Source organism: Streptomyces sp. CNT360 (genome assembly GCF_000424785.1).
Window position 1 is genome coordinate 23,633 of record NZ_AUKO01000030.1, and the last position, 25,432, is coordinate 49,064.

Here is a 25,432-nt window from a genome sequence, read left to right on the forward strand (position 1 = left end):
GGGGCCGCCTATCGTGGCGGGCATGCTTCAGGAGAGTGCCGAGGGGTCCGGCGGGGCGACCGAGACGGCAGCGCTGCGCGTGCTGCGCAAGGTCTTCGGATACGACGCGTTCCGCGGACAGCAGGAAGCCGTCATCGAGCACGTCACGGACGGCGGTGACGCGGTCGTGCTGATGCCGACCGGCGGCGGCAAGTCGCTGTGCTACCAGATCCCGGCGCTCGTCAGACCGGGCACAGGAGTCGTCGTCTCGCCCCTGATCGCGCTCATGCAGGACCAGGTCGACGCGCTGCGGGCGCTCGGCGTGCGCGCCGGGTTCATCAACTCCACGCTCGACTTCGAGGAGCGGCGGGTGGTGGAGGCCGAGTTCCTCGCGGGCGAGCTCGACCTGCTCTACCTCGCACCCGAGCGGCTCCGCCTGGAGGCGACGACGGCACTGCTGGAGCGCGGCAAGGTGTCGCTCTTCGCGATCGACGAGGCACACTGCGTAGCCCAGTGGGGCCACGACTTCCGCCCCGACTACCTCTCCCTCTCGATGCTCGGCGAGCGCTGGCCCGACGTGCCCCGCGTCGCACTGACCGCCACCGCCACCCGCGCCACCCACCAGGAGATCGTCCAGCGGCTCGGGCTGAGCGGCGCACGGGACTTCGTCGCCAGCTTCGACCGGCCCAACATCCAGTACCGCATCGTCCCCAAGCGCGACCCGAGGAAGCAGTTGCTGCGCTTCCTCGAGGAGGAGCACCCCGGCGACGCGGGCATCGTCTACTGCCTCTCACGCAACTCCGTGGAGCGCACCGCGGAGTTCCTGTGCCGCAACGGCGTCGAGGCCGTGCCGTACCACGCGGGGCTCGACGCCGGCACCCGCGCCGCACACCAGGCGCGGTTCCTGCGCGAGGACGGCCTGGTCGTGGTGGCCACCATCGCCTTCGGCATGGGCATCGACAAACCGGACGTGCGCTTCGTCGCCCACCTCGACCTGCCCAAATCGGTCGAGGGCTACTACCAGGAGACCGGCCGCGCCGGCCGCGACGGCGCGCCGTCCACCGCCTGGCTCGCCTACGGCCTCCAGGACGTCGTCCAGCAGCGGAAGCTGATCGAGAACGGCGAGGGCGACCCGGCGTTCCAGCGGCGGGCCCGCACCCACCTGGACGCCATGCTCTCCCTGTGCGAGACGGTGCGCTGCCGACGGGGCGAGCTGCTCGCCTACTTCGGCCAGGAGCCGCAGGAGGGCGCCGAGGAGGCGGCCTGCGGCAACTGCGACACGTGCCTGACCCCGCCCGAGTCCTGGGACGGCACGGTGCCGGCGCAGAAGGTGCTGTCCACCGTGGTGCGGCTCAAGCGGGAACGCGGCCAGAAGTTCGGGTCCGGGCAGATCGTGGACATCCTGCTGGGCCGCCGGAGCGCCAAGGTCATCCAGTTCGACCACGACACCCTGTCCGTCTTCGGTGTGGGTACCGAGCTCGGCGAGGCCGAGTGGCGGGGTGTCGTCCGCCAGCTCATCTCCCAGGGGCTGCTGGAGATCGAGGGCGAGCACGGCACGCTGGTGCTGACCGACGCGAGTGCCACGGTGCTGCGGGGCGAGCGGGAGGTGCGGCTCCGCAAGGACCCGGAGCCGGTGCGGGCGGCGGCCTCCCGGTCCGGTGCGGGGTCCGGCTCCCGGGGCGGGGGCGCCAAGGGCCAGGCACCCGTCGACCTCCCGGCAGCGGACCTGCCCGTGTTCGAGGCGCTCCGCGCGTGGCGTACGGACCAGGCGCGGGAGCAGGGCGTGCCGCCCTACATCGTCTTCCACGACGCCACCCTCCGGGAGATCGCCGCCCGGCGTCCCACGACGATCGGGGAGCTGGGCGGCATCGCCGGCGTGGGGGAGAAGAAGCTCGCGACGTACGGCGAGGGCGTGCTGGCCGCCCTCGCGGCCTCGCAGGAGGCGGCACCGGACGGTGCGGCGCCCGAGGAGTCGGCCACGGGCGGTGCGGCCCGTGCCGGGGCGGTGGCCCCGGACGGGGTGCCTGCCGAGGAGTCGGCGGGCTCGCAGGAGCCGCCCGGCTTCGAGGAGTGGGCTTTTCCGGAGGAGCCGCTGGAACCGGAGGACCCGGCGTTCCGCTGAGGCCGGAGGGGCCCGCGTTCCCTGAAGGGCCCCGCGTTCCCGGGAGGGGCGCGGAGGTCGTCGTCCGCGAGCGGTCGCCGGGGCGCGCCCCGCGGTGGCGAGTGCTCCGACACCTGCGGGCCCGCGCCGCGCCGTGCGGCGGGACTCGTGCGGGCCCGTGTCCTGGTGTGCGGCTGGACTCGTGCAAGTCCCCGCATTCGGCGCGGTCACGGCGGAACGGAGGGGCGCGGGTGAAAGGTGCGGCGGGAGGGGCCCTGGGCACCCGGGGGAGACGTCGGTCGTGCCGGTGCCGGTGCGGGCGGAGGGGGCGACGTCGCTGTAGAGGCCGACCCGCTCGGCGCTCCAACGGCATCGGGGACCGGCCTCACGGGCCCCGGTGACGCGGCAGCAGTCGGCCGGTGACCGGGGCGGGTGACGGCGGGGCCGGGTGGGCGTCGGTCAGGCGGTTGCCGGACCGAGCGGCGGCGGGGTCAGGTGGTGGCGGGGGTCACCCGGCCGGTGACCTCGCCCAGCCCGATGCGGGCGCCGTCCGGGCCGGGTGCCCACGCGGAGAGGGTCACCTCGTCGCCGTCCTGGAGGAAGGCCCGCCGGCCGTCGGGCAGTTCGAGGGGCTCACGGCCGCCCCAGGTCAGCTCCAGCAGGGAACCGCGCTGCCCGGTGTCGGCTCCGCTGACGGTGCCGGACGCGTACAGGTCGCCCGTGCGCAGCGAGGCGCCGTTCACCGTCATATGGGCGAGCTGCTGGGCGGCCGTCCAGTACATGGTGGAGAACGGCGGCTCGGCGACGACATGGCCGTTGAGCCGCACCGTGATCCGCAGGTCGTAGCCGCCGGGCTCGACGCCGTCGACCGCGTCGTCCAGGTACGGAAGCAGGGGCTGATCCCGCTGCGGCGGGGTGACGCGGGCGGAGTCCAGGGCGTCCAGCGGGGTGATCCAGGGCGAGACCGTGGTGGCGAACGACTTGCCCAGAAACGGTCCCAGCGGGACGTACTCCCAGGCCTGGATGTCCCGCGCCGACCAGTCGTTGAGCAGCGTCACGCCGAACACGTGGTCGCGGAAGTCCGTCAGCGCGACGGCGGCGCCCAGTGCGCTGGGGGCGCCGACGACGAAGCCGACCTCGGCCTCGATGTCCAGCCGCTGCGAGGGGCCGAACACCGGCGTCGGCTCACCGGCGGGCCTGCGCTGGCCCTGGGGGCGCACGACGGGCGTGCCCGAGACCACGACGGTGCCGGCCCGGCCGTGGTAACCGATGGGCAGATGCTTCCAGTTGGGGGTGAGGGCGTCGTCGTCGGGCCGGAAGATGCGGCCGACGTTGGTGGCGTGGTGCTCGCTGGCGTAGAAGTCGACGTAGTCGGCGACCTCGAAGGGCAGATGGAGCCGCACCCCTGCAAGCGGCAGCAGGTGGCCGGTGGCCCTCCCGCGGTGCGCCGCGTCGGTCAGCCAGCCGCGGACCTCGGCGCGTACGGCCTGCCACACGGGGCGCCCCGCGGCCATCAGCGGGTTGAGCGAGGGCTGGGACAGCAGGTCGGCGTAAGCGGAGCCGAACGCGGCGGCGGCCGCGCCCAGGTCGAGCACGTCGTCCCCGAACCGGACGCCGAGCCGGCGGTGGCCGGGTGCGTCCGGGGTGCTGAAGAGGCCGTACGGAAGGTTGTCCGGGCCGAAGAGAGTGTCACTCATGGAGGTCACACTAGGAGGAGCGGGACCGTCGGCCCACCCCGCACGGGCGGCAAGGGCGCGGGCACGGACGCCGGATCGTGCCGGTCGTCCGGCCGGACGGAACCGGGTGAAGGCGCCGGGACCGGGCCGCGTAGGATCCGTACGCACAAACGTCTGAGGGGGCAGCGTTGTGCGAGGTGTGAAGGCTGCCGCGGGCGCCGTACTGCTGGCGGCAGTGCTCGGGCCCGTGCAAGGGGCAGCGGCCACGGAACCGGCCGGCGCCCGGTCCCGGGCCGGACTGGCCCATGAGGCCGCCTGGTTCGCACGGCAGTTGAGGGAGCACCCGGTTCACGTCTCGGACCAGATACCTCTCGCGGTTCCGCGCTCCGCCGCGCCCCGCTTCACCGCCCAGGCGAAACGCACGAAGGTGCCGACGTACGTCCTGGTGGGCCCCTCCGATCCCACCTACCTGCCCGACGAGATCCTGTCGGCCGTCCACCGGAAACTGGGCCGCAAGGGGCTCTACGTCGTCGTCGACGGCACCCTGGCCGGCTCCGACCAAGTCAGCGCCGCGGCCTACGGGGTGGATGTCCCGGCGGAGGACGCCGCCGGGGCGGCGGGGCTGGAGATGCCCTCGGACGCCACAGCACTGGACACCTTCACCCGGTTCGTGGACATCCTCGGCAAGGGCGAAGACGAAGCCGCCGAGCGCCGGTCGGACGCCGAGGAGAAGTACCTCGACGGGGATCAGGAGCCCGAGCGGTTGTACACCTCGCGGGAGGACCGCTCCGTCAGCGCGGGCGTGGCCGGAGTCCTGACCGGGGCGGTGCCGGTGCTCGTCCTCGCCGTCGGCTGTGCCGTCCACCGGCACCGCCGCCGTCACCGCCACCCGCTCCTCGGCTACGGGGTACCGGTGGCCGGTGCGCTCGCCGCCACCGTGCTGGCGCACTCCGCGACGGTCGCCTTCGCGGGCAGGGAGACACCCGTCCCCATGGCCCGTCCGACCGCGCACGACCTCCAACTGCGGGCCGAGAGGGTCGCCGACGGCCTGCGTACCGCGTCGGTCTACCAGGACGCGGAGTCGCCTCCCGCGCTGAGCGGCAGCAAGCTGACCGCCGTCGAGAAGCGCCTGGCCGCACTGGAGGTGCCCGCCCGGCTCGTCGTCCTGCCGTCCCTCACTCACGACGACGAGTCGAGCGGGGAAGCGGACCTGTTCCTGCACCGGCTGCACAAGACCCTCGACAAGGACGGTCTCTACATCCTCGCGGGCGGCGACGGCTTCGAGGGGTACGACATCACCGTCGTCAACCACGGCGTGAAGCTCGCCGGCAACGAGCTGGACGACTACAGCGAGTGGATCCACTCCGGCCCCGAGGACACGCAGGCCGGCCCGCAGCTCGACCGCCGGATCGCCGCGCTGGCCCGGCACATCGAGAAGGTCCCCGAGGGCCCGCCGGGACACCCGGACCTCCCCGGGCGGGCGCACGTCGAGGACACGGCTCTCCAGCCGATCGACTCCGGCGCCTACTGGCCCGCGGCCGGCATCAGTGCCGGTGCCGTGCTGGTCGGCTGGGGCGGGGTCGCCCTCCGGCGACGCGGCGGAGGCGCACGTGTGGCCGGGGCCCTGCCGGGACGGCCGGCAGGCGGGGCAGCTCCCGGCAACGGGACGCCGGAGGCCCCCTCGCGGCCCCGTCCCGCCTGGCTCCGCAGAACGGCGGGAAGGGAACTGCGGGACCTGGCCGACGCGTACTCCGAGGCCGAGGACGGGCTGAACCCCACCGTCCACAGCTACGTGTGGAGCTGTCTGGACGCCGCGACTCTCCTGCTCGACCAGCAGGGCGACGGGCGCATCGACGCGGACGCCCGGGCGGGCGATCTCGCGGCGGCACTCGCGCTGATCAGGGCGGGACGCGCAGGACTCGACCGGAACGGACGCCGCGTGCACCGGCGCCGGTTGTGCTCCGTCAACCCGCTGCACGGCACCTTCGAGCACGGATGTGTCCCCTGCCGCACGGCCCCCCAGGGGCAGGAGAGTCTCCGCCTGCTGCTGCCGGGCGCGGACGGCGCCCCGGTGCCGTACGAGGACGCGCCGGGACCGCTGGGGCCCGGCCGGGCGACGGACGTCCGACGGCTCATCGATCAGGTCAGGGAGCAGCTCCATGTGTCCGATGTCGCTGAGTGACCGCTCCCGCCGGGCGGGCGCTGTCGCCCTTCTGCTGGGTACGGTCGCCCTGGGCACCTCCGCCCACGCGCGGGCCGCAGCCCCGGTGGCCTCGCCCGGTGACCGGATCGCCTCCGCCCTGCGCTCCTCGCCGGTGTACGTCGCCGACTCCTACCGCTCGAAGATGTCCCGGGCCCAGGAACGCACGCTGGAGCGGCACATCGAGAAGACCGGGCTGCCCCTCAAGGTCGTCCTGATGCCCTTCACCGACGGCACGGGCGAGGGCTCCGACGCCTGGAACGGCTCCCCCGAGCAGCTCGCCGGGATCCTGCACGACGCACTGGCCCAAGGCGATCACGAGTTCATCGTGCTGACCAACTCCAGCTGGGACGACGGTTCCCTGGAGGGGTACGAGTGGCCGGACGAGGAGCGGTACGAGGCCCGGTACGCGGCCTGGGCCGTGGACGAGTTGGACGCCATGGAGAAGAAGGGCTACCCGCAGCGCTTCTCCCGTGCCGTCGACCTCACCGCCGAGGGCGACGGGATGCGCGTCTACGAGAAGGCACGAACCAAGGACGACGACTCCGCGGCACCCGGGACGGCGGACGGGAAGGACTCCGGCCTCCCGGCACCGGTGCCCTACCTCGCGGGGGCGGGCGCCGTGCTCGTGCTCGGCGTGGCCGGCCTGCTGTGGTGGCGTGCGCGCCGGGCCGCGGGGCTGCCCGCGGTGCTGACGCAGTCGGTGTTCGCCGCAGCCCGCCGCGAGAACGAGCGCGCCCTGCGCAAGCGGGTGCGGGAGGAGGTCGTCCACCTCGGCGAGGACGTGGCCGGATACACCGGGCCCGCCGGGGACGCGGCGGCGGACGGTACGGACGCCTCGGGTGACGCGCTGCGCCGGGCACTCGACGCGTACGAGGCGGCCGCGACCGTGTCCGACGCGGCCGCGGGCGTGCCCGACCTGGCGGGCGCCCTGGCGCTGGTCGCCGAGGGCCGCGCCGCTCTGCGGGCCGCCGGCAAGCGGGGCCCACGGGCGGCGCGGCGCCGCGAGCCGCTGCCCCTGTGCTTCTTCCACCCGCTGCACGGGGGCGCCGTGCGGCGGGTCCGCTGGCGCCCGCTCGGGCAGCGGGACGCCCTGGACGTGGCGGCGTGCGGGCGGTGCGCCGAGGCCGTCCGGGCGCACCGCCCCCCTGAGGTGCTGAGGGACACGGACGGGGACCGCGAGGTGCCCTACTTCCAGGTCCCCGCCGAGCGCAGCCTGTGGGCCGCCACCGGATACGGCTCCCTCATCGCAGAACCGCTGGCCGCCCGCGTCCAGCGGGGCGACTTCACCCGCGCCGCCCACCGCCGCGACCGCACCTGACGGCCTGTCAGCACGGCATCGGTGCGGGTCGGCCTGCCGTGCGTGCCCGGCACCTGTACGTGCCCGCGCCCGTGCGGGCCGGCCCGCGGTGCGGGGCCGGGTGTCCCGTGCGGGGGTCAGCCTGCCGTGCGGGGGATGCGGCGCTCCCAACGCCGGCGGAAGACCTCGCTGCCGCCGTCCCGGCACACCACCTCGTTGACGGCGATGAAGTCGTTGCGGTCGGCACGCAGTTCCGAGCGGGTCTCCAGCGTGGCGTCCCAGGCGAGGGCGGGCCTGCGCAGGCCGACCTGCCACCGGGAGACGGCCCGGGCGCGGAGCGGGTCGCTCTCGTGGATCTCGTACGACTCCAGGGCGTCCTCCGTGAACTCCAGCCCGTCCGGGTACACGCGGGTGCCGCCGTAGCGCGGGTCCACCTCCAACTGCCACGTTCCGGCAGCCACGTCCCGCACCACCCGGCGCTCGGGTCGCTGCCCGCCGCCCTCCGCGTCGGGGTAGCGCACCCCCAACGGCTCGGCCTGTTCGGGCTCCTCGAACCGGATCGGGGGCGTGTCCGCGTCGGCGCCCGGGTCGCGGACGGGCAACTCCAGGGTGCTGCGCGAGGGGTCGAGCACCCAGCCGGCCTCGCTGCCCGGCTGCGGCCAGATCCAGGGCCAGTACGCCGAGGAGAGGGCGAGCCGGATCCGGTGCCCGGCGGGGAAGGCGTGCCCGATGCCGTTGAGGTCGAAGGTGACGTCCTCGGTGGTGCCGGGCTGCCACTCCACGATGCGGTCCCGGCCCTGACGTGCGGTCAGGTTGAGCACGCCGCGGGTCACCAGCGTGGAGGAGCCGTCCGGTGCCACGTCGCACACCCGCGCGATGACCTGGCCGCGGGGTACGTCGCTGGTGAGGCGCAGCCGTACGCGGGGCCGCCCCAGCACCTCCACGCGCCCCTCCAGCACCGCCGAGTCGAAGCAGACCGAGCGCCCGTCCTCCTCGCGCTGGTCGGGCGGCAGGTCGGCCTCGTTCCCGAACGGGAAGAAGCGCCCCGCGTCCACCCCGGTGTGCTGCGGTGAGCGCACCACGAAGGGGCCGCTGCCGGGCAGTTCGTACGGCGTCATGGTGACCGCGGGGGAGGGCCACGCCGGGTCGCCCACCCAGCGGCCGTCCAGCCGGTCGTACACGGTGGCCGGCGGGTGCGAGTCGCTGATCCACGAGCGCAGCAGCGGCTCGTCCATGACGCCGGTGTCCTCGTCCTTGAGCCACTGGTCCCACCAGCGCAGCGTCTCCTGGAGGAAGCCGATGGCCGGTCCGGGCGGCAGCCCCCGGTCGGGGTACTGGTGCGACCAGGGGCCGATCAGCCCGCGGACCGGGGCGCCGCTCTCCCGCGGCAGGTGCTCGACCAGCCGCAGCACGGTGTCGCGGTAGGGGTCGTGCCAGCCGCCGACGGCCAGGACGGCGGCGCCGATGGAGCCGTAGTCCTCGCAGGCGCTGCCGTGCTTCCAGTAGGCGTCGCGCGTCTGGTGGTCCAGCCAGGTGTGGATGAACGGGTCGACGGCCTCCAGGCGGCGCAGCCACATGTCCCGCCAGGCGTCGCCGACCTGCGCCGGGTCCGGCGGCCGGCAGGCGAAGGCGAGCATGGTGGAGGCCCAGGCGTGCATGTCCACGGCCAGCACGGAGCCGCCCATGTAGTGCACGTCGTTGTCGTAGCGGTCGTCCGTGGAGCAGACGGTGACGATCGCCTTGAGCGCTTCGGGTGCGCGGGCGGCGAGCTGGAGGCTGTTGAAGCCGCCCCAGGAGATGCCGAACATGCCGACCTTGCCGCTGGACCACGGCCGGCCGGCGAGCCAGGCGATCACGGCCTCGCCGTCGGCCAGCTCGCGCTCGTCGTACTCGTCGCCGGGCAGGCCCTCCGCGTTGCCGTGGCCGCGCACGTCCACGCGGACGGAGGCGTAGCCGTGCCCCGCGTACCAGGGGTGGCGCTGGGCGTCGCGCGGGGCGGTCCAGTCGCTGAGCCGGTAGGGCAGGTACTCCAGCAGCACCGGGACGGGCTCGTCGGTCACCGGCCGCCATACGCGCGCGTACAGATGCTCGCCGGTCGGCGTGGGGATCCACAGGTCCTCACGGACGACGCGGTAGGGGAACTGGTCAGGGGTGCGGATGTGCATAGCTGTAAATCCTCGGACATACGCGGAATGATCCCGCGCACCGGGGGTCCGCCGAGTCGGAGCGATGGGCGGACCGGGTGGGGCGCGGCTCAGTGGATCGGGTGCATGGTGCGGCGCAGCCACGGGGCCACCGCGAAGACGGCCGCCGCCACGACGACGGCGACCGCGCCGTTGACCGTGAAGTAGAGGCTGTCGGAGACCTGCCCGTAGAACTTCACCGTCTGCGCCTGGACGCCGGTGGCCAGGGCGAGCGAGAGGAACCACAGGGCGAGCGCCTGGCTGCTGAAGGCGGCCGGTGCCAGCTTGCTGGTGGCCGACAGTCCGGTGGACTCCAGCAGCACGTCGCCGACGCCGATGAACAGCACGGACAGCACGATCCACACCAGGCTGATCCGCCAGCCCGTACCGCCGGAGGTGCCCAGCAGGACGGGGACGAGGACGAGGAAGCCGAGCCCGCCCAGCAGCACACCGGCCGCCAGCTTGTTCGAGGCCTGCGGCTGCCGGGGCCCCATCCGCTGCCAGGTCCGGGCGATGAACGGCGCGGACAGCACCGAGACGGCCCCCAGCGCGGAGCTGATCCAGCTCGACGGGGCGTGGAAGCCGAAGATGCTGGTGTTCACATGGGCGTCCGTGAGCAGCACCAGCACCGTGTAGGACTGGAAGAGCACGAAGTTGAACGCGACGGAGGCCAGCCACAGCACCAGGAACGGCCGCAGCCTGCCGCGCTCCTGCGGCGTCACCCGGGGGCTGCGCCACATGACCGCGAAGTAGACGACGGGCGCCGCCATGGACACGTACGTCAGCGCGTCCACGAAGCCCGACAGGGTCAGCGCCCCCAGCAGCGACAGCGCCACGCACACCGCCGCCACCACCGCGACCCCGGCGACGCTCAGCCACACCGCGCGGCGCATGGCCGCGGGCGGCAGCGGGAACTCGGCGCCCTCCTTGCGCCCGGCCAGGTGCCGGCGCCCGGCGACGTACTGGATGATGCCGAACGTCATGCCGACGGCCGCCGCCGAGAAACCCCAGTGCCAGTCGATGTCCTCGCCCAGCAGGCCGGTGACGATCGGACCGAGGAAGGCGCCGATGTTGATGCTCATGTAGTAGAGCGAGAAACCGGCGTCCCGGCGCTCGTCGGTGGCCGAGTACAGCTTGCCGACCATGGCGGCGACGTTCGGCTTGAGCATGCCGGTGCCCGCACTGATCAGGCCCAGGCCGACCCAGGTGGAGGCGTCCGTGGGAATCGCCATCGCGTAGTGGCCGCAGGCGATGAGGAAGGCCCCGTAGAGGACCGAACGGTAGGAGCCGAGCATCCGGTCGGCGATCCAGCCGCCCGCCACCGACAGCAGGTAGACCAGCGTGCTGTAGCCGGCCGCGATCGAGGCGGCGGCGCCCGGCTCCATGCCCAGGCCGCCGTCGGCGGCGGTGGCGGAGAAGAAGAGGACCAGAATGGCCTGCATGCCCAGGAACGAGAAGCGCTCCCAGACCTCCAGACCGGAGAGCGGGAGCAGACCGCGGGGCTGCCCCAGGAAGTCACGCCCGGTGGGCGGAGGCCCGTCGGGCGCAGCGGCGCCAGGGGGACCCGCGGTGTCCGCGGGGCCGGTGGGGGACGTAGGGTTCCCGCCCGCGTCCCGTCCGTCCGGCGTCGGGTCCTGGCTGGGTCTGGGGGACACGGAAGCTGCTCCTGACACGTTCGGCGATTCGAGTGCGTCTGCTGTCCCGGATGCTCCGCCGCAAACCGCACGCAACAGGTGACTTGCAACATAACCCGTATATCCCGGCATGGCGCGCCAAGAGCGTTCTGCTGGGCAGGCGCCGACCGTGATCGTTATGTGACCGGTTACGCTGCCAGGAGAGGGTGGCCCACGCGACGCGTGCCCCCAGCGGCGCGCAGGCGGATGCAGCAGGCGAACCAGCAGCGGAACAGCAGCGGAACAGAGCAGCAACGCAGCACAGCAGTACAGCAAGCAGTAGGCCACCCGTAGCCGTTCGTTCCACGTACGCAGACAGGAGTACCCCTCGTGACCGTCGTCGGGCCCTTCGGGCTGAGCGTGCGGGACCAGGCTCTCGAAGCCGATGTCCTGGCCGGATTGGCGGCCGTCGAGGAGGGCCTCATCGAGGCCACCAAGAGCGACGTGCCGTTCATAACGGGCGCGGCGCAGCACCTGGTGCGGGCCGGAGGCAAAAGGTTCCGGCCGCTGCTGGTGATGCTGGGGTCGCAGTTCGGCGACTCCCACGCGCCCGGTGTCGTCCCCGCCGCGGTGGTGGTCGAGCTGACCCACCTCGCGACGCTGTACCACGACGACGTCATGGACGAGGCCGACGTCCGCCGCGGCGTGCCCAGCGCCAACGCCAACTGGGACAATTCCGTGGCCGTGCTCACCGGCGACTTCCTCTTCTCCCGTGCCTCCCACATACTGGCCGACCTCGGTCCCGAGGCCGTCCGGATCCAGGCGCAGGCGTTCGAACGCCTGGTGACCGGGCAGATCCTGGAGACCGCGGGCCCCGCCGAGGGCCACGACGCCATCGACCACTACCTCGACGTGATCGCCGGCAAGACCGGCTCCCTGATCGCCGTCGCCTGCCGCTTCGGCGCCATGATGTCGGGCGCCGACGAGCGCACCGTCTCGGTGCTCACGCAGTACGGCGAGCGGGTCGGCATCGCCTTCCAGCTCGCCGACGACGTGCTCGACATCGCCAGCGACGAACACGAGTCCGGCAAGACCCCCGGCACCGACCTGCGCGAGGGCATCGCCACGCTGCCGGTCCTCTACCTGCGGGCGCGCGCCGCGAGCCCGCAGGCCACCCGCGAGGACCGCGAGCTGTGCGCGCTGCTCGACGGGGACCTGAGCGACGACGGCCGGCTCGCCGACGCGCTCTCCCGGCTGCGTGTCCACCCCGCGCTGGAGCAGGCCCGCCGCACCACCGTCCGCTACGCCGACGAGGCCCGCGAGATGCTGGCGCCGCTGCCGGACAACGCTGCCAAGGAGGCCCTGTCCGGGCTGTGCACCCTGGTGGTGGACCGGGCGGGCTGACGGGCCCCGGCCCGCGCGGACCGTTCCAAGTCTGCTGCGGCGCCCCTGAGATGGCCCGTGCGGCTGCCAACCGGAAGGTGGAGCCCTGTCATCCCGGGGGAGTAGCCCGATCTGCCTCCGGCGGCTGACGCGGCTCGGCGGGGGATTTGTTGCCATGGAAGCACCCACCCCGCACCGATTCGGGTGAGAATGGCGGCCAGGGGTGGACGAGTGCGACCTTTCCAGCCGCCGCCGAGCACGGAGGTAGGACAGACAGATGGCACAGATCCAACCGAGGAACCCGCGTCGCAAGGCGGCGCGGTACGGCGTGCCGGTCGCCGTCGCCGGGCTGGCCGCGGCAACCGTCGGCCTGGTGCCGGCCCTTGCCAGCTCCGGAGATCCCGACCTGCCGAAGATCAGCGCACAGGACCTGGTCGCCAAGATGGCCGCGTCCGATGCCGAACACCTGTCCGGAACCGTCAAGGTCGGCACCGACCTCGGACTTCCGTCGCTCCCGGGCGGCTCCGGAGGCTCCGGCGGCGGCTTCGGCGGTACGCACGGTCCCGGCGGCGAGGAGGCCGGCGGGAGCAGCGGCGACAGCGGGAAGCCCGACGCCTCGCCGGGCGCCAAGCTCACGGAGCTGGCCTCCGGGGACCACACCCTCCGCTTCGCCGCGGACGGCCCCGACAAGCAGCGCGTCTCCGTCCTGGAGGACGCCGCCGAGTACAGCATCGTCCACAACGGCCGCTCCCTGTGGGCGTACGACAGCAGGACCGACGCCGCCTGGCACGCCGAGGCACCCGGGCACGGCAAGCAGCAGGGCGGCGACGGCGGCCGTACGGGCATGCCCGAGGACGTCACCCCGCAACAGGCGGCGCGGCAGGCCCTCAAGGCGGTCGGTCCGTCCACCTCGGTGCGCGTGGACGGCACCGCGAAGATCGCCGGGCGGGACGCCTACCAGCTCGTCCTGACGCCCAAGAACGCCCCGGAGTCCACGGTGGAGTCCATCCGGATAGCCGTGGACGCGGACAAGGGGCTGCCGCTGAAGTTCACCCTCACTCCGAAGGAGGGCGGCAAGCCGGCAGTCGACGTGGCCTACACCAAGATCGACTTCGGCAGGCCGGATGCGAGCGCCTTCGACTTCACCCCGCCGAAGGGTGCGAAGGTCACCGAGGCGGAGCCGCACCACGGCTCCGGTGACCGGGGCCGGTCCGGCAAGGGGCTCCTGGGATCCTCGGGGCTCTCCGGGCTGGAGGTCGTCAACAAGAAGGCCGGGGACTGGGGCAAGGTCGCCAAGCTCGACAGCGGGATGCCGGGCGGACTCGGCGGTGCGGAGCCGGGCAAGGGCGGCGGCAAGGGCGGGCAGGCCGGCAAGCTGCTCGACAGCCTCACCGAGGAGGTCGAGGGCGACTTCGGTACCGGCCGGATCCTCCACACGCGCCTGGTCAACGCCCTGATGACCGACGACGGCGAGGTCTACGTCGGCGCCGTCACCAAGAAGGGCCTCGTCGAGGCGGCGAACCAGGCCGCCAAGTAGCAGCGACGAAGAGAACAGGAAGCCAAGCAGCACCGGGGCAGCACCGGGGCAGCACCGGGGCAGCACCGAGAAGAAGGGGAAGGGAGGCCATGAGCGAGCCGGCCGCCGCACAGGAGGGTGCGAGTGCCGTGATCTCCACCCAGGGGCTCACCAAGCGCTACCGCGGCGGTCAGCTCGCCGTCGACGGCCTCGATCTGTCGGTTCCGCGCGGCAGCGTCTTCGGCTTCCTGGGCCCGAACGGCTCCGGGAAGACCACCACCATCCGGATGCTGCTCGGCCTGATCGAGCCCACGGACGGCACCGCGCACCTGCTGGGCGCTCTAATGCCCGGCTCGGCGCGACAGGTACTGCCGAGGGTGGGCGCCCTCATCGAGGGCCCCGCCCTCTACGGCTTCCTCACCGGACGGGAGAACCTCCTGCGCTACGACGCGGCCGACCCCACCGCCGACCCGCGTACCCGCGCCCGCCGGGTCGAGGGAGCGCTGGAGCGGGTGGGCCTGTCCGCGGCGGCGGTCAAGAAGGCCCGCGCCTACTCCCTCGGCATGAAACAGCGCCTGGGGCTGGCCGCCGCCCTGCTGCGGCCGCGGGAGCTGCTGGTGCTGGACGAGCCCACCAACGGGCTCGACCCGCAGGGCATGCGGGAGATCCGCGCGCTGATCCGGGAGCTGGCGCACGACGGCAGCACCGTCTTCCTCTCCTCCCATCTGCTCGACGAGATCGAGCAGGTGTGCACCCATACCGCCGTGATGCACCGGGGGCGGCTGGTCACCCAGGGCCGGGTCGCGGAGGTCGCCGGGACGGCGGGCGGCCGGGGCAGGCTGGCGGTCACCACACCGGACCCGGGCGAGGCGGCGCGGGTGCTCAAGGAGCAGGGTGTGGCCGATCTGGTCACCGAGGGGGACGAGGTCAGCGGGGAGCCGCCCGAGGGGGAGCTCGCCGAGCTGAACGCGGCACTGGTCCGCGCCGGGGTCCGGGTCCGCTCCTTCGCGCTGCGCCGGGCCTCGCTCGAAGACGTGTTCGTGTCACTGACCGGGGAGGGCTTCGATGTCGCGGGCTGAGACGGCACACGACGCCGGGGCCGCCGCCCGGGGCGCCGCGGGCTTCGAGCAAGCGGTTGGGCCGAAGGAGGCGGACGGGTCCGCGGGCGCTCCGGCCGGGCGGGGCCCCGGCATGCTGTGGACGCTCGGGCTCTTCCGCAGCGAGCTGGTCGTCACCTTCCGGCGCTGGCGCACCCTGGCGCTGCTGACCGTACTGGCGGCCGTACCGGTCCTCGTCGGCGTCGCGGTGAGGATCGAGGCCGGCGACGGCGGATCGGCCGGCGGGGAAGGCGGCGCGGGGCCCGCCTTCCTCTCCCAGGTCACCGGCAATGGGCTCTTCCTCGTCTTCGCCGCCCTGGCCGCCACCCTGCCCTTCTTCCTGCCGATGGCGGTCGGGGTGATCGCGGGCGACGCCGTGGCGGGCGAGGCCGGAGCCGGAACGCTGCGCTACCTGCTGGTCGCCCCCGCGGGCCGGACGCGGCTGCTGCTGGCGAAGTTCACCACCGTGCTGGCCTTCTGTCTGGCCGCCACGCTCACCGTCGCCGTCTCCGCGCTGGTGACCGGAGCGCTGCTCTTCCCCACCGGCGAGGTCACCCTGCTGTCGGGGACCGCCGTCTCCTTCGGCGAGGGGCTGCTCCGCGCGCTCGCCACGGCGGTCGCGGTCACCCTCAGCCTGGTCGGACTCGCCGCGCTGGGGCTGTTCGTCTCCACGCTGACCGGCAGCGGCATCGCGGCCATGGCGACCACCGTCGGGCTGCTGATCACCGTGCAGATCGTCGGCGCGATCCCACAGCTGGACGCGGCCCGCCCCTATCTCTTCTCCACGTACTGGCTGAGCTTCGCGGACCTGCTGCGGGACCCGGTCTACTGGGACGACCTCGTCAAGAACCTGGGCCTCCAGGGCCTCTACACGGCCGTGTTCGGCTCCGCGGCGTGGGCCCGGTTCGCGGGCCGCGACATCACGTCGTAGCCCGGCGGTCACGAGGGGCCCGGCGCTCACGTCGTGGCCGGGCTGTCGCAGTCCGGCGCTCAGGCGCTGGGGGAGGCCTCGGGGGTCTCAGGCGTCCCGGGGGCCTCGGGCGGTGCGGCCGACGCCTGCGCCACGGCCGTCGCGGCGCCGCCCTCGCCCTGGGCGCGGGCCCGCTCGGCGGCGGCGCGCAGGGCGGCCCGGCCGCGGCGCGCGTTGCGCAGGGCGTCCCAGGTGAGGAGGCACAGGGCCAGCCACACCAGGCCGAAGCCCGCCCACCGCTCCGGAGGCATCTCCTCGTGGAAGACCGTCAGCCCCAGGACGAACATGAAGGCCGGGGCCAGGTACTGGAGCAGCCCGATCGTGGAGAGCGGCAGCCGCACGGCGGCGCTGCCGAAGAAGATCAGCGGCAGTGCGGTCGCCACCCCGGCGCAGGCCAGCAGCAGGGTGTGGCCGGTGCCCTCCGCGGTGAAGGTGGAGTCGCCGCGTGAGCCGAGGTAGATCAGGAAGCCGAGCGCCGGCAGGAACTGCACCGCCGTCTCCGCGCTGAAGCTCTCCACACCCTCCAGCTTGACGTGCTTCTTGATCAGCCCGTAGGTGGCGAAGCTGAGGGCCAGGCAGAGGGAGACCCAGGGGAGCCGGCCGTAGGCGACGGTCATCACCACGACGGCGAGGGCGCCGATGCCGACGGCCACCCACTGGGCGACGCGCAGCCGCTCCCGCAGCAGCAGGACGCCGAACGCGATGGAGACCAGCGGGTTGATGAAGTAGCCCAGGGAGGACTCCAGCACCTTGCCGGCGCTGACGGCCCAGATGAACAGGCCCCAGTTGACGGAGATCACGGCCGCGGCGGCCACCACCAGGGCGAGCGTCCTGGGCTGCCGTATCAGCGCGGTCACCCACGACCAGCGGCGCAGCACCGCCAGGATCACCAGGGCGGTCGGCAGCGACCACACCATGCGGTGGGCGAGGACCTCACCGGCGCCGGTGTCGGCGAGGGCGTGCCAGTACAGCGGGAGGAGCCCCCACAGTCCGTACGCCGCGAAGCCGAACAGCAGCCCTGTGCGCTGTGCGCTCGGTGATCCCATGAGCCCTCCCTGCCTTGCGTCCCGGATGCGTCGTACGTGTGTGCCTGCGACTGCTTCCTGCGGCCGCTGTCCGTGCGTCCGTGTGTGCGGGTCTGCGTGCCTGCGACCGGCGCGCACCGGCCCGTCGAAGGTAACCGGGCGCCTCCCCTGTTGTCATTTCCGTACCGGATTATGGTCCTGTCGCGGCTCAGGTGGCAGACGCTGTGAGGCCCGGCATCCCACCGGGTGCCGGGCCTCACGAGGTGCTGTGCGGGGGCGGGGTCAGCCCACCACCGTCCAGGTGTCGTTGCCGTGCAGCAGCGCCGACAGGTCGCCCTTGCCCTGCTGCTCGGCGGCGCGCTCCAACTGGGTCGCCATCTCGGTGTCGTAGACCGGCCGCCGCACGTCCCGCAGCACCCCGATCGGGGTGTGGTGCAGCGTGTCCGGGTCGGCGAGCCGGGAGAGGGCGAAGGCCGTCGTCGGGCTCTCCGCCCGCGGGTCGTGCACCAGCACGTCGGCGGTGCCCTCCTGCGTCACGTCGATGACCCGCAGGTCACCGGTGGCCGGGTCCCGCACGACGCCCTTCGAGCCCAGGCCGTCCTCGGCCGGGGCGCCGAACCGGATCGGCCGGCCCTCCTCCAGCGGGACGACGGCCTCCTGCGCCTGCTCATCTGCTTGTGGAGAAGACGCAGCCTTGAGGGCCTCGAAGGCGCCGTCGTTGAAGATGTTGCAGTTCTGGTAGATCTCCACCAGCGCCGAGCCCGGGTGGTCGGCGGCGGCCCGCAGCACACCGGTCAGGTGCTTGCGGTCGGAGTCGACCGTGCGGGCCACGAACGAGGCCTCGGCACCCAGCGCCAGCGACACCGGGTTGAACGGACTGTCCAGCGAGCCCATCGGCGTGGACTTCGTGATCTTCCCGGCCTCGGATGTGGGGCTGTACTGGCCCTTGGTGAGCCCGTAGATCCGGTTGTTGAACAGCAGGATCTTCAGGTTCACGTTGCGGCGCAGCGCGTGGATGAGGTGGTTGCCGCCGATGGACAGCGCGTCGCCGTCACCGGTGACCACCCATACGCTCAGGTCGCGCCGCGAGCTGGCCAGACCGGTCGCGATGGCCGGGGCGCGGCCGTGGATGGAGTGCATCCCGTAGGTGTTCATGTAGTACGGGAAGCGGGACGAGCAGCCGATGCCGGAGACGAAGACGATGTTCTCCTTCGCCAGCCCCAGCTCCGGCATGAAGCCCTGGACGGCCGCCAGCACGGCGTAGTCGCCGCACCCGGGGCACCAGCGGACCTCCTGGTCGGACTTGAAGTCCTTCATCGACTGCTTGCCCTCGGCGCGGGGCACCAGCGACAGCGCCTCCGGGACCGGGGCCCCGGCCGGCGCGGCCCCGGCGGGCTGTGCGGCCCCGGCGGACCCGGGGGCGAGGCCGGGGGTGGTCTCAGCCATGTGCGAGAGCCTCCTTGAGTGCGGTCGCGAGCTGCTCGGCCTTGAAGGGCAGCCCGCGGACCTGCGTGTACGACTGCGCGTCGACCAGGTACCGGGCGCGGACGAGCGTCGCGAGCTGACCGAGGTTCATCTCGGGAACGACGACCTTCTCGTAACGCCGCAGCACCTCACCGAGATTCCGCGGGAACGGGTTGAGGTGGCGCAGATGGGCCTGCGCGATCTCCTCGCCGGCGTTCCGGACGCGGCGGACGGCGGCGGTGATGGGACCGTAGGTGGAACCCCAGCCCAGCACCAGCAGCTTCGCGGAGCCGCTCGGGTCGCTGACCTCCACGTCCGGCACCTCGATGCCGTCCACCTTCGCCTGGCGGGTGCGCACCATGAAGTCGTGGTTGGCCGGGTCGTAGGAGATGTTGCCCGTGCCGTCCTGCTTCTCGATGCCGCCGATGCGGTGTTCGAGCCCGGGGGTGCCCGGTACCGCCCAGGGGCGGGCCAGGGTGTGCGGGTCGCGCTTGTAGGGCCAGTAGACCTCGGTGCCGTCGGCCAGCTCGTGGTTGGGGCCCGAGGCGAACTGCACCCGCAGGTCGGGCAGGTCGTCCACGTCGGGGATCCGCCAGGGCTCGGAGCCGTTGGCCAGGTAGCCGTCCGACAGCAGGAACACCGGCGTGCGGTAGGTGAGCGCGATGCGGGCGGCGTCCAGGGCCGCCGTGAAGCAGTCCGCCGGGGTGGCCGGCGCCACGATCGGCACCGGCGCCTCGCCGTTGCGGCCGTACATCGCCTGGAGCAGGTCGGCCTGCTCGGTCTTGGTCGGCAGGCCGGTGCTCGGGCCGCCGCGCTGGATGTCGACGATGAGCAGCGGCAGCTCCAGGGAGACGGCCAGGCCGATCGTCTCCGACTTCAGTGCCACACCGGGCCCCGAGGTGGTGGTGACCGCGAGGGAGCCGCCGAACGCGGCACCCAGCGCCGCGCCGATCCCCGCGATCTCGTCCTCCGCCTGGAAGGAGCGCACCCCGAAGTTCTTGTGCTTGCTCAGCTCGTGCAGCACGTCGGAGGCCGGGGTGATCGGGTAGGAGCCCAGGAACAGCGGAAGGTCCGCCTGCTGAGACGCGGCGACCAGTCCGTAAGACAGGGCGAGGTTTCCCGAGATGTTGCGGTACGTCCCGGGCGGGAAGGCGGAGGAGGCCGGGGCCACCTCGTAGGAGACCGCGAAGTCCTCCGTCGTCTCCCCGAAGTTCCAGCCCGCCCGGAAGGCGGCGATGTTCGCCTCGGCGATGTCCGGTTTCTTCGCGAACTTCGACCGCAGGAACGCCTCGGTCTGCTCGGTGGGCCGGTGGTACATCCACGACAGCAGGCCCAGCGCGAACATGTTCTTCGACCGCCCGGCCTCCTTGCGGCCCAGCTCGAAGCTCTTGAGCGCCTCCACGGTCAGCGTCGTCAACGGCACCCGGTGCACGCTGTAGCCGTCCAGCGAGCCGTCCTCCAGCGGGCTGCCGTCGTAGCCGACCTTGGCCATCGCCCGCTTGGTGAACTCGTCCGTGTTGACGATGATCTCGGCGCCGCGCGGCACGTCCGCGATGTTGGCCTTCAGCGCCGCCGGATTCATCGCCACCAGCACGTCCGGTGCGTCGCCCGGCGTGAGGATGTCGTGGTCGGCGAAGTGCAGCTGGAAGCTGGAGACGCCCGGCAGCGTGCCCGCGGGGGCGCGGATCTCGGCCGGGAAGTTCGGCAGCGTCGACAGGTCGTTGCCGAACGACGCCGTCTCGGACGTGAAGCGGTCCCCGGTCAGCTGCATGCCGTCGCCGGAGTCGCCCGCGAACCGGATGATCACCCGGTCCAGGCGCCGGACCTCTTTGCTCTCGGCGTCCCGCCCGGCCTCCTGGCCCCCCTGCGGGCCGGAGTGTGGGCCCACTGGGCTATCGACCTGACTGGTCACGGTGGATCGGACCTCCCTCAAGGCGGCGGCTCGTCAGCCATCGTACGTTGCTAAGGGTTGCCTTCCCGGGGCTGTTCCCATCGTGGACGCCTGATTGAGACGCTGGTCGTCCTGCGGGCCGCACGCCACCGCGTACCGCACTGCCGCCGGGCCGCCCCGGCACCGCGAAACCCCTGGCAGTGCCGCTTCCAGGCGCCGCGGAGCCCGACGCGTCCCGGCAGTGCGGTACCGGCTGCCTCCAGCAGTGATCCGCGTCACCCCGGGGCGGATCCAGCCCTTCCCGAAGATGGTGCCCGCGTGCTCCTCGACGGCCCGGGACGGCCACGAGCTCCCCCGCGATGGCGGAACTCCCCAAAGGCGGCTCGCGGCGCAGCGGTGCGGAGGGCCGGGTGATCCCCGTAAGGGGAAGTCCCGCATCCGGAAGGACCTCGCCCGTCGAACGGTCCCGCCTCGTCGAACGCCCCCGTCGACCGGCCGCGCCTCGGCGCGGCCCCGGTCATCCGGTCGGCCGCCGCCCCTCGTACAGGGCCCGGCGCGCAGGCCCGTCCCGGAGTGTGACGGGGCTGCCCTGACCGGTTGCGGCAGGGCCTACACTCCCTGCGTACAGATCCTCGAACGCAGACACCGACACAGGACGGGACAGGTGCCGGACTACTTCCACGGCTACTCGGTCGTCGGGCTGGTCGCCGTCGTCGGTGTGCTCTTCGTCGGCGTGGCCTTCGCGGCAGGCCGGCTGCTGCGCCCCGTGGTGCCCACGCGAGAGAAGATGCTGACGTACGAGTGCGGCGTCGACCCGGTCGGTGACGGCTGGGCACACACCCAGGTCCGCTACTACGTCTACGCGTTCCTGTACGTCGTCTTCGCCGTCGACTCGGTCTTCCTCTTCCCCTGGGCGACGGTCTTCGCCGCACCCGGCTTCGGTGGCCTCACCCTCGCGGAGATGTTCGTCTTCATCGGCTTCCTGGCCGTCGGCCTGCTGTACGCGTACAAGAAGGGCGTCCTGGAATGGACGTAACGCACTCCCCGAGCCCCGCACAGCCGCCGAGCTCCGAGGGCCGTACCCGGCTGGGCCTGCTCTCGCGGCTGGCGCCCGAGCCGATGAAGGTGGTCCTCAACTGGGGCCGCCGCTACAGCCTGTGGGTCTTCAACTTCGGCCTGGCCTGCTGTGCCATCGAGTTCATCGCCGCCTCCATGGCGCGGCACGACTTCATCCGGCTCGGCGTCATCCCCTTCGCCCCCGGGCCACGGCAGGCCGATCTGATGGTGGTGTCCGGCACCGTCACCGACAAGATGGCGCCCGCCGTCAAACGGCTGTACGAGCAGATGCCGGAGCCCAAGTACGTCATCTCCTTCGGCGCCTGCTCCAACTGCGGCGGCCCCTACTGGGACTCGTACTCGGTCACCAAGGGCGTCGACCAGATCATCCCCGTCGACGTCTACGTGCCCGGCTGCCCGCCCCGCCCCGAGGCGCTGCTCCAAGGCGTGCTCAAACTCCAGGAGAAGATCGCCGCCGAGTCCGTCGCCGACCGCTACGCCCGCACCGCCCCGCCCTCCGCCGCGGCGCTCACCAGCGACCTGGTGGCCCCGCCCGCCGGACCGGCCGCCCCGGCGCCGGCCTCCGAGCGGGAGGCGCACAGCCCCGGGCGCGGCACGGCAGCCCTCGGGGAGGAGACGCGGAACCCCGAGGAGGGCGAACGGTGACCGAAGAACCGCCCGGCCACCCCGGCTGGCTGCCCCGCCCCGCCGAGGACCTGTTCGGCGCGGGCGCCACAGCCGACGAGGCGTACGGCCTGCTCACCGTCGACGTACCCGCCGACCACTGGATCCCCGCGCTGACCGCCGCCCGCGACGCACTGGGCTGCACCTTCTTCGACTGGCTCAGCGCCGTGGACGAGCCCGGCACCGGACTGCGGGTCTGCGCCCATGTGGCCGCCCTCCACCTGCCCGGCGCCGGGGTGCGCGGGCTGCTCCTGCGGACGACGGTCCCGCACGAGGCGCCCGCCCTGCCGACCGCCACCGGGGTGTACGCCGGTGCGGCCTGGCACGAGCGGGAGACCCACGAGATGTTCGGCGTCGACTTCCCCGGCCATCCGCAGCTCGCGCCGCTGCTGCTGCCGGACACCTTCGAGGGGAATCCGCTGCGCAAGGACTTCGTCCTCGCCGCGCGGGTCGCCAAGTCCTGGCCCGGCGCCAAGGAACCCGGCGAGTCGGGGCACGGCGGCCCCAAGCGCCGCCAGATGCTGCCGCCCGGCGTGCCCGATCCCAACGAGTGGGGCCCCCTCAAGGGACAGCTCCCCCCGGCCCCCACCCGTGAACGCCCCCGCCGAGGGGCACGCGGGACGGGCGACACCCCGCGCCGCACGCGCAGCGCAGGGGCCGGGTCGGCCTCCCAGCAGCCGGCCTCCCCGGCACCGGCGGAGCAGGCGGAGGACGCCTCCGACGCCCGGGACGCCCCGCGCAGGCCCCGCCGCGCCCGCTCCGCGAGCAGCGGCTCGGCGTCCCAACGCACCACCCCCGAGCCCCCCACGGAGCAACCACCCGCGGGCGAGCAGGCCGCGGCCGAGGCACCTGCGGATGAGCGCACTGCGGCTGAGGCACCTGCGGGAGGGCGCACTGCGGCCGAGGCTCCCGCGAACGGGTCGTCTGCGGGTAAGTCCGCTGCGGCTGGGTCACCTGCGGGTGAGCCATCTACGGGGGAGCAGGCCGCGGCCGAGGCACCCGCGGATGAGCGCACTGCGGCCGAGGCACCTGCGGGAGGGCGCACTGCGGCCGAGGCTCCCGCGACCGGGTCGTCTGCGGGTAAGTCCGCTGCGGCCGGGGCACCTGCGGGTGAGTCACCTACGGGCGAGCAGGCCGCGGCCGAGGCACCCGCGGAAGGGCGCACTGCGGCCGAGGCACCTGCGGATGAGCGCACTGCGGCCGAGGTTCCCGCGACCGGGTCGTCCGTGGGCGAGCAGACCACGGGAAGGCGGGCCGCGGAGGAGGCGAGCCCCGCACCGGAGGCGGAGCCCGCTCCGGAGAGGGAGACCGCGCCGGAAAAGGGCTCCGCACCCGAGTCGGCCCCCACGTCCGGCCCCGGCGAACCGCCCCGCTCCGCGGACGCGCCCTGGCACCACGCCCGACCGGCCGGCGGCGACGAGGCGGAACCCGCCCCGGGCAGTGCCCCCGCGGGCAGGCCGTCGACGACACGTCGGACCGGACAGGAGCAACCCGAGGAGGTACGGCCCGAGGGGGAGCGGCCCGAGAAGCAGCAGCCCGGACAGCGGCAGCCCGACCAGGGGCGAAGTGAGCAACAACAGTCCGACCCGCAACAGCCCGAGCCGCAGCAGGACGCTCCCGACCGCAGAGAGGACGGATCCTGATGGACGCCCTCGATGTGACCGTCCGGATCGCCGCCGTCTTCCTCGCCTTCCTCCTCCTGCCGCTGCTGGTGGGTCAGATCGAGCACAAGGTCATGGCCCACATGCAGGGCCGGGTCGGCCCGATGTACGCGGGTGGCTTCCACGGCTGGGCGCAGCTCGTGGCGGACGGCGTGAAGTTCGCCCAGAAGGAAGACGTGGTGCCCGACGGGGCCGACCGCCGCGTCTTCCAACTGGCGCCCGCTCTCGCCCTCATCCCCTACCTCCTGGTGCTGGTCGCGATCCCCGTCGCGCCGGACGGGGGAGTGGGCCAGGCGCTGGACGCCGGCGTCTTCTTCGTGCTGGCGGTGATGGGCGTCGGCATCCTCGGTTCGCTGATGGGCGGCTGGGCGTCGGCCAACAAGTTCTCCCTGCTGGGCGGCCTGCGCACCGCGGCCCAGCTCATGGCGTACGAGCTGCCGATGCTGCTGGCCGCGGCGTCCGTCGCCATGGCTGCGGGCACCCTCTCCCTGCCGGGGATCCTCGGCGTGTGGGAGTGGTGGTGGCTGCCGTGGCAACTCGTCGGCGCGGTCGTCTTCTTCACGGCGGGCCTCGCGGAGCTCCAGCGACCGCCGTTCGACGCGCCGATCGCCGACTCGGAGATCATCTTCGGTGCGTACACCGAGTACACGGGGCTGCGGTTCGCACTCTTCCTCCTCGCTGAGTACGCGGGCATCGTCGTTCTCTCGGCGCTCACCGCCGTGCTCTTCCTCGGCGGCTGGCACGGTCCGTCCGCCGGCGGGCTGGGCTGGCTGTGGATGCTGCTGAAGACGGGCGTGCTCGCCTTCGGCGTGATCTGGCTGCGGGTCAGCTACCCGCGGCTGCGCGAGGACCAGATCCAGCGGCTGGCCTGGACCGCGCTCGTTCCCCTCGCTCTCTTCCAGATCGCCCTCACCGGTGTCGTCAAGGTGGTGATGTAGCCGTGTCCTCCACACCCCCCGAGCGCCCCGTCGAGGGGCCCGTCCCCGAGAAGCCGGGCAGCTCCTCGCGCGGGGTCTTCGGCTCCGGGTTGGCCAAGGGCCTGGCCGTCACCCTCCGGACGATGACCCGGAGGTCGGTCACCGAGCACTATCCGGACGTGCAGCCCGATCTGCCGCCGCGCAGCCGGGGCGTCATCGGGCTGTTCGAGGAGAACTGCACCGTCTGCATGCTCTGCGCCCGGGAGTGCCCCGACTGGTGCATCTACATCGACTCCCACAAGGAGACGGTGCCCCCCGCCGCGCCGGGTGGCCGTGAGCGCAGCCGCAACGTACTGGACCGGTTCGCCATCGACTTCGCCCTGTGCATGTACTGCGGTATCTGCATCGAGGTGTGTCCTTTCGACGCGCTGTTCTGGTCGCCCGAGTTCGAGTACGCGGAGACCGACATCCGGGAGCTCACCCACGAGCGGGACAAGCTCCGCGCGTGGATGTGGACCGTGCCCGAGCCGCCTCCGCTGGAGGAGGGCGCCGAGGAGGCCAAGGAGCTGGCAGCCGCCCGCAAGGCGGCCGACAAGGCCGCACAGACGGCCGAGGCCGACCGCCTCGCCGCTCACCGCGAGCAGCCCGCCCAGGAGACCGGCCCCGACGCGGCGACGGGCCGGGACACCGCCGGGCCGCAGGGCGGTGACGCGTGA

General features: G+C 73.1%; 18 protein-coding genes. 12 read left to right on the plus strand and 6 right to left on the minus strand.

Going from position 1 to position 25,432, the window contains the following annotated elements:
- The first annotated feature begins 22 nt into the window (after positions 1 to 22).
- On the plus strand, positions 23 to 2,101 hold the full coding sequence (gene recQ / locus H297_RS0122270; protein WP_027738858.1) for a DNA helicase RecQ: 2,079 nt from the start codon (positions 23 to 25) through the stop codon (positions 2,099 to 2,101).
- Between the two features lie 470 nt (positions 2,102 to 2,571).
- On the opposite strand, the gene fahA is transcribed toward recQ, so the two are convergent.
- A complete protein-coding gene (gene fahA / locus H297_RS0122275) occupies positions 2,572 to 3,777 on the minus strand; it encodes a fumarylacetoacetase (protein ID WP_027738859.1) in 1,206 nt (401 codons plus the stop codon).
- 169 nt (positions 3,778 to 3,946) lie between these two features.
- Between fahA and H297_RS43335 the strand changes: the two genes are divergently transcribed.
- Both H297_RS43335 and H297_RS0122285 read left to right on the plus strand, forming a co-directional pair.
- Positions 3,947 to 5,938, plus strand: coding sequence for a hypothetical protein (locus tag H297_RS43335; protein WP_158693719.1), 1,992 nt, complete (start codon positions 3,947 to 3,949; stop codon positions 5,936 to 5,938).
- On the plus strand, positions 5,925 to 7,277 hold the full coding sequence (locus H297_RS0122285; protein ID WP_027738861.1) for a hypothetical protein: 1,353 nt from the start codon (positions 5,925 to 5,927) through the stop codon (positions 7,275 to 7,277). Before H297_RS43335 ends, H297_RS0122285 begins: the two co-directional genes overlap by 14 nt.
- 116 nt (positions 7,278 to 7,393) lie before the next feature.
- On the opposite strand, the gene H297_RS0122290 is transcribed toward H297_RS0122285, so the two are convergent.
- Positions 7,394 to 9,421 (minus strand): CocE/NonD family hydrolase, encoded by a 2,028-nt coding sequence (locus tag H297_RS0122290; RefSeq protein WP_027738862.1) that lies wholly within the window; start codon positions 9,419 to 9,421, stop codon positions 7,394 to 7,396.
- Positions 9,422 to 9,510: 89 nt separating this feature from the next.
- Complete coding sequence (locus tag H297_RS0122295) at positions 9,511 to 10,950, minus strand: oligopeptide:H+ symporter (protein WP_027738863.1); 1,440 nt, start codon at positions 10,948 to 10,950, stop codon at positions 9,511 to 9,513.
- A 492-nt stretch (positions 10,951 to 11,442) separates the two neighbouring features.
- On the opposite strand from H297_RS0122295, the gene H297_RS0122300 reads away from it, so the two are divergent.
- The 4 genes from H297_RS0122300 to H297_RS0122315 all read left to right on the plus strand — a co-directional run bounded on the left by H297_RS0122300 (position 11,443) and on the right by H297_RS0122315 (position 15,979).
- Positions 11,443 to 12,456 (plus strand): polyprenyl synthetase family protein, encoded by a 1,014-nt coding sequence (locus H297_RS0122300; protein ID WP_027738864.1) that lies wholly within the window; start codon positions 11,443 to 11,445, stop codon positions 12,454 to 12,456.
- Positions 12,457 to 12,712: 256 nt separating this feature from the next.
- Positions 12,713 to 13,972, plus strand: coding sequence for an outer membrane lipoprotein carrier protein LolA (locus H297_RS0122305; protein WP_027738865.1), 1,260 nt, complete (start codon positions 12,713 to 12,715; stop codon positions 13,970 to 13,972).
- 89 nt (positions 13,973 to 14,061) lie between these two features.
- A complete protein-coding gene (locus tag H297_RS0122310; RefSeq protein WP_027738866.1) occupies positions 14,062 to 15,030 on the plus strand; it encodes an ABC transporter ATP-binding protein in 969 nt (322 codons plus the stop codon).
- On the plus strand, positions 15,017 to 15,979 hold the full coding sequence (locus H297_RS0122315; protein WP_027738867.1) for an ABC transporter permease: 963 nt from the start codon (positions 15,017 to 15,019) through the stop codon (positions 15,977 to 15,979). The genes H297_RS0122310 and H297_RS0122315 overlap by 14 nt, the downstream gene beginning before the upstream one ends.
- Before the next feature lie 59 nt (positions 15,980 to 16,038).
- Here H297_RS0122315 and rarD read toward each other — a convergent pair whose 3' ends face one another.
- From rarD to H297_RS0122330, 3 genes are all read right to left on the minus strand, one after another.
- Entirely contained in the window at positions 16,039 to 17,064 is a 1,026-nt protein-coding gene (gene rarD / locus H297_RS0122320; protein WP_027738868.1) for an EamA family transporter RarD, read from the minus strand.
- Between the two features lie 261 nt (positions 17,065 to 17,325).
- Positions 17,326 to 18,360, minus strand: coding sequence for a 2-oxoacid:ferredoxin oxidoreductase subunit beta (locus H297_RS0122325; protein ID WP_486589628.1), 1,035 nt, complete (start codon positions 18,358 to 18,360; stop codon positions 17,326 to 17,328).
- Positions 18,361 to 18,481: 121 nt separating this feature from the next.
- Positions 18,482 to 20,419 carry a 2-oxoacid:acceptor oxidoreductase subunit alpha gene (locus H297_RS0122330; RefSeq protein WP_027738870.1) on the minus strand — a complete coding sequence of 646 codons (1,938 nt, stop codon included), beginning with the start codon at positions 20,417 to 20,419 and terminating at the stop codon, positions 18,482 to 18,484.
- Positions 20,420 to 21,062: 643 nt separating this feature from the next.
- Between H297_RS0122330 and H297_RS0122335 the strand changes: the two genes are divergently transcribed.
- From H297_RS0122335 to H297_RS37855, 5 genes are all read left to right on the plus strand, one after another.
- On the plus strand, positions 21,063 to 21,434 hold the full coding sequence (locus H297_RS0122335) for an NADH-quinone oxidoreductase subunit A (RefSeq protein WP_027738871.1): 372 nt from the start codon (positions 21,063 to 21,065) through the stop codon (positions 21,432 to 21,434).
- Positions 21,425 to 22,120, plus strand: coding sequence for a NuoB/complex I 20 kDa subunit family protein (locus tag H297_RS37845; RefSeq protein WP_078514460.1), 696 nt, complete (start codon positions 21,425 to 21,427; stop codon positions 22,118 to 22,120). Before H297_RS0122335 ends, H297_RS37845 begins: the two co-directional genes overlap by 10 nt.
- Positions 22,117 to 23,781 (plus strand): NADH-quinone oxidoreductase subunit C, encoded by a 1,665-nt coding sequence (locus H297_RS42890; RefSeq protein ID WP_051352084.1) that lies wholly within the window; start codon positions 22,117 to 22,119, stop codon positions 23,779 to 23,781. The genes H297_RS37845 and H297_RS42890 overlap by 4 nt, the downstream gene beginning before the upstream one ends.
- Positions 23,781 to 24,737 (plus strand): complex I subunit 1/NuoH family protein, encoded by a 957-nt coding sequence (locus tag H297_RS0122350; protein ID WP_486589623.1) that lies wholly within the window; start codon positions 23,781 to 23,783, stop codon positions 24,735 to 24,737. Before H297_RS42890 ends, H297_RS0122350 begins: the two co-directional genes overlap by 1 nt.
- A 122-nt stretch (positions 24,738 to 24,859) precedes the next feature.
- A complete protein-coding gene (locus H297_RS37855) occupies positions 24,860 to 25,432 on the plus strand; it encodes a 4Fe-4S binding protein (RefSeq protein ID WP_051352090.1) in 573 nt (190 codons plus the stop codon).